The organism is Rothia sp. HMSC073B08, from assembly GCF_001812975.1.
GTDB classification, from domain to species: domain Bacteria; phylum Actinomycetota; class Actinomycetes; order Actinomycetales; family Micrococcaceae; genus Rothia; species Rothia mucilaginosa.
The window spans coordinates 143,390-159,096 of the sequence record NZ_KV811050.1 but is presented as its reverse complement, the minus strand read 5'-3'; the positions used below and the strand labels follow the sequence as shown (position 1 = coordinate 159,096).

The following is a 15,707-nucleotide window of genomic DNA, read 5'->3' as shown; positions in this document are numbered from 1 at the left end:
GGGGGGGGGGGCAGCCTGCTGCCCCTTCCGGGGTGCTTGAGGTGGATCTTTCGGCCTCTCGAAACCCCTCTTGAAACCTCCTCACGGAATTTCATAGAACCGTCGTGAAAGTACCCTGGACTGGTTTCGGAACGTCTCCCGATGCGTCTTTCGAGGTATTCCTCAGTCCGTCTATCGGGGCTTCAAGCGGGTGTGCCCATGGGGGTGGTGGAGTCACTTCCGAGCGGTTGCTGGAGGGTGGTTACGCCTTCTTGAGACGCTGCTTTTGAGCTCCTTGAAAGGGGATCTGAAAGGGGTCCTGAAGGGGGCTCTGGGGCGGGTCTCAAGAGCGTGATGAGGGGTCCGATAGGATGCCTGGGTGGGGGAGTGGCGAGGGGACTGTTTTTGCCTCAAAGTGCATTCTCAAAGTGGAATATGCGAAAGGTGCCTATATTCCGGGCTTGGAAATCACCCGTTTTGCCCCGGAATTCCGCGGTTTTTGGAAGAAAATGGTCTTCGAGTGCAACAATTCACTCTGAAAGTGATTGTAGTCACATATAAAACATTCAAGTTAATTGTAGGGTTTTCTGAAACCCTTTCAAAAAACGCTCAAAAACCCCGGAAAATCAAGGAAAAATAGCTCATTCAACCTCTACTTGAGGGTGATTAAAGTTAAGCTAGAAGTTGAGAAAAAGCTCTTGTTAAGATTGAGTCTTGTTCGATACCCAAAAATAGCCCCAAAAAACCGCTGGAAAAGGCTTTTTGACCTGGTAGCTTTGAGTACGTGGTCACCGCGGTCCGCCGCGTAGCTCTCCGGATCCACACCGCACCCCTCCATCACATGAGGACATCCCCGCAACACACATGGGGATGGTTGATGGAAGCGTCTCGTGCGGCGTCACATCCGCGGGCCGACCGCCTATAGGCTTCTCACCTATAGGCCACCTATCACTCAACCACTCACGGGCGTTCACGCCCCAGAAACACCAACAACGAGGACAACCCCATGGCACTTCGCCCCCGCACTATTAAGGCTGGCTCTCTCGCAGCCATCGCTGTACCCTCCGTGCTCGGTAGCACCCTGGTAGCACCCGCTTCCGCTTTTGCACCCGTCGTTCAGGACATCCCCGGCGCAGCTACCGCAACCCAGGCTCCGAAGTCTCTGTTCACCTCCACCGTGCAGCCGACCCTCTCTCAGGTTGCTGTGCAGATCCGTCAGCAGGCTGAACAGGTAAAGCAGGCGCAACAGGCTCCCGCAACGACCGCGGTTCAGCCCATCCAGAAGACTTACACTGCACAGGCTGTTCAGCCCGCACAGGCAACCCAGCAGGCTGCTCCCTCGGCTACCTTCCAGTCCGCACAGGCTGCGCAGGCTACCCAGGCTGCACAGCCTTCCGCTCAGCCCGCGCAGACCGCACAGGATGCTCAGTCGGCATCCGGTGTGGCGGCAACCCGCACCAACCAGACTTTCCTGTCGTACACCTCCCCGGCGGGTACTACTTCGCAGTACCACGTTTACGCTGAGGGTGTGGACTTCTCCAAGCCCGTTGGTGTGGTCTTCTACTTCGACGGCGACTACTGGCGTAACGACCAGTCCAAGGTCTACGACCCCTCCGGTGAACTGGCTCAGATGGCTGCATCCGCAGCGGCACAGAACATGCTCTTCGTGCCCGTCATCTCCCCGGACACCAACCGTTACGATGCTGGCGTGAGCTGGTGGGAAGACATGGAGCGTAACGGCGAGTTCTTCCGTTCCTTCGCTTCCTCCTTCATCGCGGCTAACGGCGTGGACTCCTCCAACGTGTGGACCATGGGCTACTCCGGTGGCGCTGAGTTCATCACCTACGAGCTGAACACCAAGCCCCAGACCTGGCGCAATGGTGGCGGCTCCATTATGGTCGCTGGCGGCGGCCTGGACGAGGGTACCCCCTCGGCTGCGCTGAAGTCCCAGCCCATGTTCTGGTACGCAAACTCGAACGACGGTACCGGTGAGACCTACCCGCAGACCTGGAGTGCACGAGGCGCCGTTGAGGGCGGCTACGACGCCTACCTGGCTGCTGGCTACACCAATGCTTCCGCGACCGTTCTGAACGGCTCGGGCCACTTCGACTACAACTTCTCGCAGATTCTGAGCAACTCGCTTACCAAGGGTAAGGCAACCGCCGCCCCCAAGGCCGAGCAGAAGGCTGAGCAGAAGAGCGAACAGAAGTCTGAGCAGAAGCAGCAGAACACTCAGCGTGCCCGCACCATGAGCTCCGCAACCTACCAGAGCTACACCTCCCCGGCGGGCACCACCTCCCAGTACCACGTGTACGCGAACAACCTGGACTACTCTAAGCCCGTTGGCGTGGTCTTCTACTTCGACGGTGACTACTGGCAGCGTGACGAGTCCAAGGTCTACACCCCCGACGAGGGTATGCTCGCGGCAATGGGCAAGATCGCTAACGCCCGCAACATGGTCTTCGTGCCGATCATCTCCCCGGACACCAACGCATCCGGCGACGGCATCACCTGGTGGGAAGACATGAACACCAACGGTGAGTTCTTCCGCTCCTTCGCTTCCTCCTTCATCGGCCAGAACAACCTGGACGCTTCCCAGGTGTGGACCATGGGCTACTCCGGTGGCGCTGAGTTCATCACCTACGAGCTGACCGACCACAACACCGCATGGCGTAACGGCGGTGGCTCCATCATGGTTGCAGGCGGCGACTCGGACGGCTCCGTGGACGCTGACGCAACCACCAAGGCATCCCCGATGTACTGGTGGGTTGGCGCGAAGGACACCTCCGGTAACACCAACCCCGTCACCTGGAGCGCACGTGGTGCAGTCGAGTCCGGCTACAACGCATACCTGGGCGCTGGCTTCTCCGACGCCCGCGTGAAGCTGATTGACGGCTTCAGCCACCACGATTACGACCTGCCGCACATCCTGGCATCCTCCCTGGACTTCGCCGGTAAGACCCCCGCGCTGGGCTACACCGACGTGTCCTCTTCAAACCCGAACTACAACGAGATCAGCTGGAACTCTGATCGCCGCATCATGCTCGGCTTCGCGGACGGCACCTTCCGCCCGAACGCATCGGTCAACCGTGCGCAGCTGGCAACCTACCTGTACCGCGTGGCTGGTCGCCCCGCCGTGAACGCACCGGCTGTTTCGCCGTTCAGCGATGTTCCGGCGAACCACCCCGCGTACAAGGAGATTTTCTGGCTGAGCCAGCAGGGCATCAACGGTAGCGACTTCCGCCCCCTGGAGGCCGTCACCGAGTCCACCATGGCTGAGTTCATGTACCGTGCAGCTGGCTCCCCGGCACAGGCTCAGGGCGGCTACGCGTCCCAGGCTCTGGCGTGGGCCGCCTCCAACGGTATCGGTACCGGCTCCACCTCTTCGGATGCGGTCACCCGCTCCGCGATGGCAGGCTACCTGTACATCTACGCGAACTAAAGCTCGCACCCCTTAACACATAAAGATCCGCCCCGTTCCTGAACTCATCAGGAACGGGGCGGATTCTTTATGGGTTTAGCTCAAGAAGCTATGCGCTAGACCAGGCATGAGAATCTCAGGCTTAGAGAGTCTGGGTGGGGAGTTCCACAGCCAGGGGAGCCGGAGCTGCCGGAGCGTTCTTTGCCTTCAGAGCGGCCAGGCGAGCGTCCAGCTCGGTCTCGCGCTCCATCTGGTCCAGGGTGTTGAACTGTGCATCCAGGGAGGAAGCTGCCAGCTCCTGCTGACCGATGACGCGTGCCTCTTCGCGGCGAACCTTCTCTTCGAAGCGGCTCATCTCGCTGGTCGGGTCCAGAACGTCGAACGCCTTCAGAGCGTCGTTCACCTGGGTCTGAGCTGCTGCAGTCTTCTGACGTGCGGTCAGCTCATCGCGCTTGTACTTGACCTCTTCAAGCTTGGAGCGCATCTTCTCCAGGCCGTCCTTGAGCTGGTTGACAACCTGAGTCTGGGAAGCCAGCTGAGGCTCAACAGCCTGTGCAGCCTTCTCAGCCAGCAGCTGCTTGTTCAGAGCAATCTTCGCGAGGTTATCGAACTTGTCAGCGTTGGCAACGTCGCCAGCTGCGCGGAACTCATCAGCCTTGTTAGAAGCTGCCAGAGCCTTGGTGCCCCACTCCTGAGCGGCCTTGACGTCCTCAGCGTGGTCCTTTTCGAGCAGTCGCAGGTTGCCGATGGTCTGTGCTACTGCAGCCTCCGCCTCGCGGATGTTGTTGGTGTAGTCACGAACCATCTGGTCCAGCATCTTCTCCGGGTCCTCAGCTGCATCAATCAGAGCGTTGATGTTTGCCTTAGTGAGCTGTGCAATACGGCCGAAGATGGTCTGCTTAGCCATAATCTCCTACTTTCTGTTCACGGGCTGCGGGGGAGCACTACGCTCCTCGTGAGCCGTGCCCGTATAACTAATTATGTGGCAGATTTCTGGGTGCATGCTGTGAAAATGATGCACGCCTGATTTCTGCAACCTAAACTTTTGGTAAATTACCTCAGGTGTTTTCCGACTGGGGAAGAAAGCGGTGAGGTAAGCTAGCCACCCCGCCGGTCAGACTGTAGAAAAACCTACAGAAACCGACCGACAGAATCGTTAGCATCGGAGGCGGTTAGAAGCTACCGCCGTCACCGCCGCCGCTACCCCAATCGCCGCCGCCGCTGAAGCCTCCGCCCCAGCTGCCGCCGCTACTACCGCCACCGCTGTGGCCGCCGCTGCTACCCCAGCTACTGGTGCCGGAGTTCATTGCGGTCATCAGAGCGCCCAGCAGCAGGCCCTTTGCCAGGTCACCGCCGAAGCTACCGCCGCCGCGGTCATTCTGGTTGTTGTAGTAGTTGCCGACCTCGCTCTGAGCGCGGTTCTGCGCGTCGGTCGCCTTCTGGATCGCCATGTTGGCTTCCTTCATGGCGTTCAGCGGATCCGAAGAAGCCAAGCGCTGAGCCTGACCCAGGTGACGCTCCGCCTCAGAAACAGCGGTCAGGGTCATCGGGCCCACCGCAGCACGGCGGTTATTAATGTAGCTACGCGCACCGTTCACCGCAGCGTAGGCAGAACGCATCGTACGATCCAGGTTCTGCGAAGCCGCACGAGAACGCTCGCGGGTAGCACGCATATTCGTCATTGCCTTATCCAGCTCGGCGGAAAGCTGACGCAGCTGGTTCGCCAGAGTCAGCGGGTCATTCGGGCGAGCCGAAGCGCTCTGGTTGACCTGGTTGAGCACCGCCTCCATACCGGCAGCGACCGCACCCAAATCATCGCGACGCTGAGAAGCAGCCAGGCTCTTCGCCTCCGCCACGTCGCGCTGAATGCTCAGCAAGTCGGTGCTCAGACCCAGCTGAGCCTGCTCCAGCTCCTGCGCGCGGGTATTTACAGCCGCACCCAGCGCCTGAATCTGCGAGGCGGCTTCCTCAGCGGTGCGCAGGTGAGCAACCGCCTCCGAACGAGCGGTCGCAACGGTCGCCTGAGCCTTCTCAACCTCCGCAGCGCACAGCACCATGTTCGACTCCAACAGGGTAGGAGTCTTAGAAATGGGCTCCAGGGCGCTGGGCAGGTAACGTTCCTTCAACGTGCGGTACTGGGCGGCAATCTCCTCCACCGAGGCACGCAGCTGCGGCAGACGCTGAGCCAGAGCCTCAATAGCCTGCGGTGCCTCCTGCTCCAGGTTGCGCAACTGAGCCAGCTTAGCGTCCTGCTCCTGAGCAATACGGGTGACTTCCTGAGAGTTATCAATAATCTCAGTCAACCAGGCACGCTGCTCAGCCTCAGTATCCGGGATGCTATCGGTCAGAAGCTGCTGACGCTGGAAGGACTTACGCATCAGATCCTCAGCACGCGCAATCTCCTGAGCGAACTCAGCAACCTGCTGATCGCTGTACTGTGCGCGCGCAAAATCCAGTTCCTGCTTCGCGTGGCTCATCGTCGTATCAGCCTGCAGAAGGGCGCTACCGGCGCGAGTGCGCAACTCCTCCAGCGGAACCTCCGGAATGGGGGAGTAGTTACGAGGCGCACCGTAGGAACGCTGAGGCTGCTGCTGAGCGTTCTTCTTCTTGCGGCGGCGGTACATCGCGTAACCGCCAGCACCCACGGTCGCCGCAGCACCCACACCGAGCACGCTGGTTACAACACCCGAAGAGCTACCGCCCTTCTGGGCCTCGATACCCTCAACCGCGGCAAGCGCCGCACCCGAATAGTCGCTATTCTGCAGCTTCGGTTTGATGTAGTTCTGGTACACCTTCGTCTGCTGATCGCTCGACAGGGTCTTCGTGCTACCCGCCAAGAAATACGCCTGGCGAGACTCGGTAGCAATCACCAGCACCACATCGGCAGAACCCCAATTGTTCTTCGTAGCAAGCGCCTTCGTCCAGCTCGAAGAAGTAGACGGGTTCTCAAACTTATCGATGACCACAACGTGCAAATCCACGTTGTGCTTCTTCGACAGAGCAGAAATCTTAGACTTCAGGGTAGCGGTATCACCCAAAGAGTTCGTGGAATCGTACACGGTGGTGCCCGTAATCTGCATCGGGTCAGCAGCCTGCGCCGATGTGCTCAAAAACGCAGAACCAGCCGGCAAAACCACCGGGGCACAAGAAAGACCTGCCGCCAGCACTGTGGCACCCAAGATAGTGCGCAGGCGAGGGCGTGCGGGACGAATCTGACGCGCAAAGGCGTGCTCGGTCATGGTCTTTCCTCCGTTGTCGTGAAGTATGAACGGACCTGCACTTCACGGCGTGCTTGTTCATCGCACACCTTAGTGCTGGTCACATTATTAGTGTAGCTGTGGCACAGCCACACAGACGCACAGATACGAGAATATTGCGCCGCTGTTTGCCGACCGTTTACCGACTTCCCAGGCTTTATACAGGAAAGCCGGAATATAGGAGAGCCGGGGTCTAGCCTCACGCCAGACCCCGGCCCACCGGCTATTCAGTTAGTTAGCGCCGGCGCGCAATCTTCAGATTGCTCATCAGGTGCTCCACTACCTCCGCGGCATCAACATCGTGGATACTCTGCGCCACGCCGTTCACCACCTGAACCCGCGAAGACGAGGCGAACATCCAACCCAAGAACTGCACAGTATTCAGCAGCCTAGAACTGCGTTCTGCCTGCTTTCGCATCTGTGACCACAAAAAGGGCGTAGTCGGCACACCACGGCCCTTATACACCTGGGAATTAGAATGGGCATCCAGAAGCTCAGCGAGCGCCTCAATATTTTCGGTCAGCTCCTTCAAATCCTCATCCCCGGCAGAAGGGCCGACGTAATACCGATCAACCAGGCTCAAAGGCATGTAACCGCTACAGCTACTCACCCACGCCAGCTTCAACCGTAGATTCTGCAGACGAAGCACCTGCCGTAGAAGCCGCGAATGGGTGCGCAGCACTGACAACGGCATGGAAGATAACCTTTTCTCCTCCGAAAGCAGACCCTCGGCACTCTCCCCGGAAAACGCCTTATACGGATCCGAGACGCCCACCAGAAGCACCGGTCCCTCGTAGTGCACGAACGCTAGAACCTCGGGAACACTCGAGAGGGAACGGATGCGCTCGCCAATGGTCGGCAGATCCTCCCCATCCGGGGCGTACTGTTCGCGGCTGAACATCAACGTCTGGATAGGCTGCTCGGTAAGGTCGGGCGAGTCATGAGCAAGCGCCCGCAAATCGGTCACAACCTCCGCCAGAACGCCGTCCTGCTCGACCTGCAGAAGCTCCTGGAGAAGCTCAATGACAGAGCGCGCCTGCAGGGTCAAGACCGCGGCGCAGAACTCCGCATCCTGAAGCTCAAGACGCACCTTCTCCAGGCGCTCTTCCAGCGTGGACTGCACGCCCTTGAGCTCAAACTCGCTCAGCTGTTCCGGACGGAGCATACGGTGCGTACCATCCTCGCCGGGACGGTAGAAAAGCTCGCTAAACTCCAACGTAGACTGCACACCCTTCAACGCCCGCTCTCGCAACTCGGGCAGAACGTCAAAGGCAACTTCCGCCATCTCATTCCAGACCTTGACCTCATCGATCTTCGAATCCTTACGAACAGTCTTCTTCCAAGTCTCGGCAAGCTGCATAGCGTGCTCAAATTCGCTCAGTTCCACAAAAGCCGCCAGCTTCTGGGCACTCTCACGCAGATAACGCACCGCGTAGAGACGGTCGCTCAAAGAATCCGGGAGGCTATCCTCCAGCAGACGCCAACGGAAGGTACGCTCAAAGCACTCCTCGGCCAGGCTAATGACGGCGGCGCTCAAAGAGAGCGCGTGATCACGGGCAAAAGCGAAAGAGCCCGGGGTATCCGCCAGACGAGGCAGGGACGTATAGAACTCCAGCGCCCCGCTCAGCTTCAGCTGAGATACCCGGATGGTTTCTTCCAGCTCAGCGGCAAGTACCGTGCGGTCAGCCTGGGCAGTCTCCTTGAAACTGTGCAACGGAGAAACCTGTGCACGCTCGAGCGTCTGCAGGTTCATGACCGCACGCATGAGGTAGTTCTCCAGGATGCTGACCTGCTCCCGGCGCGGACGCTGATTCAGCGGAACATGATTCTCCTGCGTGCCCACCAGTAGATGCTGCGGCACACCGCTAATCGACGGCAGTGCAAAGACTTCATCCTCTGATGTACTGACAGAAAGCACCATGGGGTAGCGGCTGCGCTGCGCGTTCTCTAGAGGGGGTATGAGCTTGAAGTTGGTGCTCAAAGAGAAATGGTCGGAGGGCGCCGGGTTACTCTTGGGAGCCTGCTGGGCGGTCTCCTGCTGCGGGCGCTCTTCACGCTGCTCCGGAGTGTTCTGGGTCATGCTCTGCTGCTCCTGGCTTTCTGCTGAATGGTTTTGCGTCGAGTGGTTCTGTGCCGAGTGGTTCTGTGCCGAGTGGTTCTGCGCTGAAGAACCGGAGACACCACCGGCCTGCATCGGCTCCAACGGGGATGGCGCCGCCACCGGCTGAGGAGGCTGAGATGAGGCAGGGTGAGGCGAGGGTGCCTGAGCCTGCTGACTCTGCTGAGTACTATGACCCGGCTGAGCGCTATTACCCGGCTGCGCTGGCTTCGGCTGGTAGTGCATCGGGTAGCTCACCGCGCCCTGTACTGGTTGCGAAGGAACCGGCTGAGGGGGTACTTGCTGTGAAGGCTCCTGCTGATTGGGTGCTTGCGTGGGCGGTACCTGCTGATTCATCGCCTGGTTCTGCTGCTGTTGCAATACCTGCCGCCTAATCTCACGCGCACGACGGCGCGAGGGGCTCAACGACGCGAAAAACGCTACCACCGCGCAGATTAGAACAAATATAAGCAACGCGTACAGGCGTGTTGCGCTGTCCAAAGAAGACGCCACCGCCGCAGGCATGACCGGCAGCGCGCCAACAAGAGCGAAAACAGCAGAAATAATCCTCATGACTTCACCATAACCCAGCTAAATCCCGGGTGCTCGCAACGCCGTTGCCTTACCGCATACTAAAAGGGAAGTAGCCGGGGGACCGGGTGCTTCCCGCCCGCGCCTCCTGCGTCCGCAGTACGGTTAAAAGACGATGCGGCGTGCGCCCTCATGTAGGGGCTCACGCCGCATCGATCATCACTCAACTCACTATCACACCCGGGCCGGTCCTCACACCGACCCTTCGGGACATACTGGGGATTCTCGCCCCTCCCGGTGCAGGGCTCTCATCTCCCGCCCCGGAAAACTATCAAACTCTATACGCTACCTACCGGCAGTCAGTGCGTGGGTAGCCATCTGCTGAGCCAGCTCGGAGGCCTTTTCCGCACGATGACGGCGGTACACCATTCCCGAGCAACACGCCACAATACCCGCACCAATACCGATGGAGCTTGCCAAGATCGCACAGAAAATCAGGGTGCCAATCATCATGGGTTTCTCCTTTGCTTTTGTCCTTTGCCTTTGTCCTTTGCCTTTGTTCTCGGCTCTATGCGCCTTCAACATTACGGACTGACCCTGTGTTCAAGCTGTGTACCAAGAAGCGTCATGCTGTGTAAACCGTGAAGAAAAACCGAGTGCTTTAAAAGAGAAACCTGAGAGTGAGTAGCGAACAAAGCCCCAAAATAAACTAGCTGCCGAGCAAATCGTCGGGTATCTCAGACCAGCGAATCAGCTGCCGATGAAAGGGCGCGCGGAAAATTCCCAGGGAACTCCCCGATAACCAACAGCAAAAAGATATAGAACGCAATGAAACACCATCTACAGTAGAAAGATAGCGTGTGCCCAGGGTGACGCATACGCACGACTCTAGGAGAACTCATGACTCAAAACAATGGATGGTCCTACGGCGGCAATGACGGCGTCACGGATGCAACCCGTCCCCTGCAGAACGTGAACGGACAGGCAAGCTACCAGCCCGCGAACCAGCAGCAGGGTCAGAACGCATACCCGCAAGCATATGCTTCTCCCGGCTACACCTACCCCCAGGCAGCCGCTGCTCAGGTCGCTTCGGCGCAGTCTGCACGCCAGAACACCGATAACAACAAGCGTTACGGCGCAGGTGTTGTGCTCACCGCGGCTCTGCTTGCAGCCCTCGTTGGCGGTGGCGTTGGCGCGGGTGTCGGAGGCGGCATCGCAGCATCGAATAACAGCTCCACCAGCACCTCCTCCCGTGGTTCCGTCAGCTCCAATATCAGCAACTCTTCCACCGTGGCAGGCGTAGCAGAAACCGCGAAGAAGGTCCTGCCCTCTACCGTGACCATCATGGCCTCAAGTGGCTACACCTCCGGCGGCGGTAGTGGTGTCGTCCTCGACAAGGACGGCCACATCCTCACCAACCACCACGTGGTCACCCTCGAATCTTCCAGAGAAGCATCCACCATTGAGGTTCGCCTGAGCGACGGTACCGTACGCACCGCATCCGTGGTAGGCCTGGACTCTGCCGCTGACCTGGCAGTCCTGAAGATTAACCCCTCCGGCCTGGACCTGCAGCCCATCACCTGGGGCGACTCCTCCAAGCTGGTCTCCGGCGAAGCCGTGGTTGCCCTCGGCGCGCCGTATCGTCGTAGCGAATCGGTGACCGCCGGCGTAGTCTCGAACGTCAACCGCGTGCAGCCCGCTGACGCGAAGGGTCAGAACTACATCCCCATGATTCAGGTTGATGTGCCCATCAACCACGGTAACTCCGGTGGCCCGCTGGTGAACCTCAAGGGCGAACTGGTCGGCATTAACGCGCAGGGTCAGGCAAGCCAGGACGGCGGCACCGCCGACGGTATGGCGTTCTCCATTACCTCCAACTACGCCAAGCGCATCTCCTCCGAGATCATTGCCAAGGGTAAGGCAACCCACGGCTACCTGGGCGCGAGCGTAAAGAACAGCCCCGCGGACACCGGTTCGGGCTCGTCCAAGCTCATCCCCGGCGGCGTTGAAATTGCCTCGGTAGAATCTAACAGCCCCGCCGCGAAGGCAGGCCTGCGATCCGGCGACGTCGTGATTGAAGCCGACGGTCACGCCGTGACCAAGAGCGACGAGCTCAACGGTACCGTGCGTGCCGCGGCAGCAGGCTCTGATCTGAAGCTGAAGATTAAGCGCGGCTCCTCCACCCATGACATCACCGTGACCCTGGGCGACGCCGACAGCCAGAAGTAAACAGCCAGAAGTAAAACGCACTCTGTCTCTGAACAGGTAGAAACGCGGTTGGGAAACACCCGCTCAGCCGGCTCTACCGTTCAGTAACTCTAACTTCAAAAGAGTGCCACATGGTGTAACGAAAGAAGCTCCCACCCCATATGCGGGGTGGGAGCTTCTTTCGTTAGTACAGCAAACTGTATTGGTGTTGCAGATGAGGGGAGAATTAGATGCCCTCGAGAACCTCGCCCACGCGCTTCTGCAAAGCCGGGATAACCTCCTGCTCGAACCACGGGTTCTTCGCCTGCCACCTAAAATTCAGCGGCGAAGGATGCACCAGCGGCAGAAACTTAGGAAGATAAGACTCCCACGCACGAACCGTCTCCGTCAGGTTCCTCTGCGCCTTTGGGGCGTGCACACCATCCAGGTAGTGCTTCTGAGAGTATGCCCCCACCAGCAGAATCAGTTGCACATCCGGCATCAGCTCCAGAAGCTGCGGATGCCACTTCTGCGCGAAATTCTTACGCGGCGGGTTATCGCCGTGCGCGCCCTTACCCGGGTAATAGAAATCCATCGGCAACAGCGAAATCAGGTCGGGGTTATAGAACCGCTCATCCGTCACGCCCATCCACTCGCGCAACTTCACGCCGCTCGGGTCATTCCACGGGATACGGCTCTCCTGCGCGGCACGCCCAGGCGCCTGACCAATCACCACAATACGAGCATGAGGCGACGCCGAATAAACCGGCTCCCAACCCTGCTCCGTGAACTCCCTATTCTGCGGATCCTGGCGAATCTGCTCAGCCAGGGGAGGGCGCGCCTCCAGAATCTGCTGAACCAGAGGCCCCGGCAGATTATGGTGTGCTGCAGCCATGCTAGATGGCGCCTCCCTCAAAACCGTTCTGACGCCACGCCTCAAAAATCGCAATGGACGCAGAATTAGCCAGGTTCAGCGAACGGCGGCCCGGCTTCATCGGAATCTTCACCCGCTCAGTCACGTGCGGGTCCTGCTGAACCTCAGCGGGCAGACCCACCGACTCCGGACCAAACATGAACACGTCACCGGGACGGTACTCAATGTCCGCATACGAGGTCGAAGCGGTCGTCGTGAACGCAAAAACCCGCTCCGGGGCAAGAGCCTCCCACGCATCCTCAAGGGTCTCATGCACCGTCACCACCGCCAGGTCGTGGTAGTCCAGACCCGCACGGCGCAGATGCGCATCATCAAAGTTAAAGCCCAGCGGCTTCACCAGGTGCAGCTCAGCGCCAGTAATCGCCGCCAAACGGATAGCATTGCCGGTATTGCCCGGAATCTCAGGGGTATAGAAAAGAATCTTGAACACGTTCCTAAGTGTACCGCGCAGCCCCCGACCAGCCCGGAACAGCCCCCGACCAGCATTGAGCGTCCCGGGGCAGTAGCGCTCGCCGACCCAGCCGCAGGTGAACACACCTAGAAGAGCTCGGACAGGGCGCGATAAAATAAGCGAGGCGAAAAAAGCCGCCAAACAACCCAGTAGGAGGAACCATGAGCGCAGAAACCAACCGTCAGAACGGCCGCGTCTACCTCGACCACGCCGCCACCACCGACGTACTGCCCGCAGCCATCGACGCGATGGTCGAACAGATGCGCAACGGCGGCAACCCCTCCTCCCTGCACGCCGTAGGACGCGACGCCCGCGCCACCGTCGAATACGCCCGCGAACGCATCGCCCGCGCTGTTGGAGCCGACCCCGCCGAGGTTATTTTCACGTCCGGCGGCACCGAATCGGACAATCTCGCTGTCAAGGGCATCTACTGGAAGCGCCGCGAAGAAGACCCTCAGCGCACCCGAATTCTCGTCTCCTCCATTGAGCACCACGCCGTGGAAGAAACCTGCGAATGGCTCGAAAAGGCAGAAGGCGCGCAGCTCGAATGGATCCCCGTAGACGAGCACGGTAGCGTCAACCCGCAGACCGTCCGCGAACTCATCGAGAAGAACCCCGAAGACGTCGCGCTCGTGACCGTCATGTGGGCGAACAACGAGGTCGGTACCGTACAGCCCATCCCCGAAATCGCCGCCATTGCTGCTGAATACGGTATTCCCGTGCACTCGGACGCTGTGCAGGCATTCGGCGCGGTGCCTATCGACTTCCACGCCAGCGGGGTAGCGACCCTCGCAATCTCGGGCCACAAAATCGGTGGGCCCATGGGCATCGGCGCGCTGGTAGCAACCCGCGCCGTGCAGCTGACCCCCGTGCTTCACGGAGGCGGTCAGGAACGCTCCGTACGCTCCGGCACCATCGACGCGCCCGCCATCGCAGGTTTCGCAGAGGCCGCTGTGCACTCGGTACAGCACATCGCCGAAGAATCCGCCCGCATCGCCGCGCTACGCAACGAACTCGTTGCGGCAATTAGCGCGCTCATCCCTCAGGCGCACCTGAGCGGCGAAAACCCGCTCACCGAAGAATACCCTGGCCAGAAGCGACTGCCCGGCAACGCCCACTTCACCTTCGAAAATGCAGAAGGCGACACCCTGCTCTTCCTTCTGGACATGCAGGGCATCAGCAGCTCCACCGGCTCCGCCTGCAATGCCGGGGTGACCCGCCCCTCCCACGTGCTCATGGCAATGGGAATGGACGAAGACACCGCCCGCAGCGCCCAGCGATTCACCCTCGGCCATTCCACCACCGGAGCCGATATCGCACGCCTCATCGCGGCACTACCCGCCGCCTACGAACAGGCAGCAAAGGCGGGACTGTCCTCGCAGCTGCCGGACGCCTCCCGCTGGCATTAGAAAAGCAGAAGAGAAGATACCCAACCGCCCTCAGCCTGCAATCTCAGCGTTCGCTGAGGGCTGGCTGAGGGTGCACTGCCCAATATCCCGCCGAGCCCCTGCGTACAATGGGTAGCTACAGTAACGGAAAGTCCGCCCGCACACAGGGCACGCTCCGAACGTTCCTAGAAGCTCAACACAACAGAAGGATAGGCAGTGAAAATTCTTGCAGCTATGAGTGGCGGCGTTGACTCCGCAGTCGCCGCAGCCCGCGCCGTAGAAGCAGGACACGAAGTAGTCGGCGTTCACCTAGCCCTATCCCGCATGCCCGGCACCCTGCGCACCGGCTCCCGCGGCTGCTGCACCCTCGAAGACTCCATGGACGCCCGCCGCGTCTGCTCCCAGCTGGGCATCCCCTTCTTCGTCTGGGACTTCTCCGAACGCTTCAAGGAAGACGTCGTCGACGACTTCATCTCCGAATACGAAGCCGGACGAACCCCCAACCCCTGCATGCGCTGCAACGAAAAGATTAAGTTCGCCGCGCTACTCGAACGCGCCCTCGCACTCGGCTTCGACGCCGTAGTGACCGGCCACTACGCCCGCGTCATCACCACCGAAGACGGTAACCGCGAACTGCACCGCGCCGCCGACTGGGCCAAGGACCAGTCCTACGTGCTCGGCGTGCTCACCCACGAACAGCTCAAGCACGCCTGGTTCCCCCTGGCGGATACCCCCTCCAAGGCACAGGTGCGTGCGGAGGCGGCAGAGCGCGGCTTCTCCGTGGCGAAGAAGCCGGACTCCTACGACATCTGCTTCATCCCCGAAGGTGATACCCGCGCCTGGCTGGGCGACCACATCACAATGCGCCCCGGCCTCATCAAGGACACCCACGGCGAGGTGCTCGGCGAGCACCCCGGCGCGCAGGCGTACACCGTAGGCCAGCGTAAGGGCCTGGCGCTGGGCCGCCCCGCCGCCGACGGCAAGCCTCGCTTCGTGCTTGAGGTGCGCCCCAAGGAAAATGAAGTCATCGTCGGCTCCCGCGAGCTACTTGCCGTGCACGAAATCCGCGGTATCCGCGCCACCTGGGCGGGTGTCCCCGTGGAACAGGCGGCACGTTTCCTGGAAGAGCCCGCGCAGCTGGGCGCCCGCAGCGAAGAGTTCGAGGTGACCGCACAGGTGCGTGCGCACGCCGACCCGGTCCGCGCCAAGGCGTACATGACCTGGGCACCCGACCCCGAAGCTGAAGAAGAAGGCGCGCTGCGCCTGGAAACCGTAGTGCGCCTCCTGGATCCGCTCTCCGGTGTGGCACCGGGGCAGACCATGGTGCTCTACCAGGGCACCCGCGTGCTGGGCCAGTCCACCATCGCCCGCGCCTACTCGCTGGACCGCGAAGACATTCAGGAAACCCTGGGCGCTTAGCTTCTCTACCAGCGCCGACTAGCCGCTCAGAATAGCCACACT

The 15,707-nt window shown here is 60.3% G+C and carries 10 protein-coding genes; 4 read left to right on the top strand and 6 right to left on the bottom strand.

Translation table 11 applies throughout. From position 1 onward, the window contains the following. Positions 1–985: 985 nt before the first annotated feature. Positions 986–3,421, top strand: coding sequence for an S-layer homology domain-containing protein (locus tag HMPREF2884_RS01685; RefSeq protein WP_070615057.1), 2,436 nt, complete (start codon positions 986–988; stop codon positions 3,419–3,421). Positions 3,422–3,542: 121 nt separating this feature from the next. Here HMPREF2884_RS01685 and HMPREF2884_RS01680 read toward each other — a convergent pair whose 3' ends face one another. The 4 genes from HMPREF2884_RS01680 to HMPREF2884_RS09215 form a co-directional block, all read right to left on the bottom strand. Next, positions 3,543–4,307, bottom strand: a complete 765-nt coding sequence (locus tag HMPREF2884_RS01680; protein ID WP_005505336.1) for a PspA/IM30 family protein — start codon at positions 4,305–4,307, stop codon at positions 3,543–3,545. A 265-nt stretch (positions 4,308–4,572) separates the two neighbouring features. Further along, positions 4,573–6,639: a TPM domain-containing protein gene (locus HMPREF2884_RS01675; protein ID WP_070615055.1), complete on the bottom strand. Its 2,067-nt coding sequence runs from the start codon at positions 6,637–6,639 to the stop codon at positions 4,573–4,575. Positions 6,640–6,892: 253 nt separating this feature from the next. Further along, positions 6,893–9,328: a non-ribosomal peptide synthetase subunit gene (locus tag HMPREF2884_RS01670; RefSeq protein WP_070615052.1), complete on the bottom strand. Its 2,436-nt coding sequence runs from the start codon at positions 9,326–9,328 to the stop codon at positions 6,893–6,895. Positions 9,329–9,631: 303 nt separating this feature from the next. Beyond that, a complete protein-coding gene (locus tag HMPREF2884_RS09215) occupies positions 9,632–9,799 on the bottom strand; it encodes a hypothetical protein (RefSeq protein ID WP_168160863.1) in 168 nt (55 codons plus the stop codon). 387 nt (positions 9,800–10,186) lie between these two features. Between HMPREF2884_RS09215 and HMPREF2884_RS01665 the strand changes: the two genes are divergently transcribed. Then, positions 10,187–11,515 carry a S1C family serine protease gene (locus HMPREF2884_RS01665; RefSeq protein ID WP_070615050.1) on the top strand — a complete coding sequence of 443 codons (1,329 nt, stop codon included), beginning with the start codon at positions 10,187–10,189 and terminating at the stop codon, positions 11,513–11,515. Positions 11,516–11,720: 205 nt separating this feature from the next. Here HMPREF2884_RS01665 and HMPREF2884_RS01660 read toward each other — a convergent pair whose 3' ends face one another. After that, the gene (locus HMPREF2884_RS01660) at positions 11,721–12,368 is read right to left on the bottom strand and encodes a uracil-DNA glycosylase family protein (RefSeq protein ID WP_070615048.1); all 648 of its coding nucleotides are present in this window, start codon (positions 12,366–12,368) and stop codon (positions 11,721–11,723) included. Between the two features lies 1 nt (position 12,369). Next, positions 12,370–12,837 (bottom strand): tRNA (cytidine(34)-2'-O)-methyltransferase, encoded by a 468-nt coding sequence (locus HMPREF2884_RS01655; RefSeq protein ID WP_005508556.1) that lies wholly within the window; start codon positions 12,835–12,837, stop codon positions 12,370–12,372. A 182-nt stretch (positions 12,838–13,019) separates the two neighbouring features. On the opposite strand from HMPREF2884_RS01655, the gene HMPREF2884_RS01650 reads away from it, so the two are divergent. Together HMPREF2884_RS01650 and mnmA are read left to right on the top strand one after the other, a co-directional pair. Continuing rightward, positions 13,020–14,267 (top strand): cysteine desulfurase family protein, encoded by a 1,248-nt coding sequence (locus HMPREF2884_RS01650; protein WP_070615046.1) that lies wholly within the window; start codon positions 13,020–13,022, stop codon positions 14,265–14,267. Between the two features lie 195 nt (positions 14,268–14,462). Next, positions 14,463–15,665 (top strand): tRNA 2-thiouridine(34) synthase MnmA, encoded by a 1,203-nt coding sequence (gene mnmA, locus HMPREF2884_RS01645; protein ID WP_070615043.1) that lies wholly within the window; start codon positions 14,463–14,465, stop codon positions 15,663–15,665. The last annotated feature ends 42 nt before the right edge of the window (positions 15,666–15,707 follow it).

Bases quoted from the DNA above. Each gene is read 5' to 3' on its own strand.
- HMPREF2884_RS09215 (WP_168160863.1), bottom strand. From the start codon at position 9,799: ATGATGATTGGCACCCTGATTTTCTGTGCGATCTTGGCAAGCTCCATC.
- HMPREF2884_RS01670 (WP_070615052.1), bottom strand. From the start codon at position 9,328: ATGAGGATTATTTCTGCTGTTTTCGCTCTTGTTGGCGCGCTGCCGGTC.
- HMPREF2884_RS01665 (WP_070615050.1), top strand. From the start codon at position 10,187: ATGACTCAAAACAATGGATGGTCCTACGGCGGCAATGACGGCGTCACG.
- HMPREF2884_RS01680 (WP_005505336.1), bottom strand. From the start codon at position 4,307: ATGGCTAAGCAGACCATCTTCGGCCGTATTGCACAGCTCACTAAGGCA.
- HMPREF2884_RS01660 (WP_070615048.1), bottom strand. From the start codon at position 12,368: ATGGCTGCAGCACACCATAATCTGCCGGGGCCTCTGGTTCAGCAGATT.
- HMPREF2884_RS01650 (WP_070615046.1), top strand. From the start codon at position 13,020: ATGAGCGCAGAAACCAACCGTCAGAACGGCCGCGTCTACCTCGACCAC.
- HMPREF2884_RS01675 (WP_070615055.1), bottom strand. From the start codon at position 6,639: ATGACCGAGCACGCCTTTGCGCGTCAGATTCGTCCCGCACGCCCTCGC.
- HMPREF2884_RS01685 (WP_070615057.1), top strand. From the start codon at position 986: ATGGCACTTCGCCCCCGCACTATTAAGGCTGGCTCTCTCGCAGCCATC.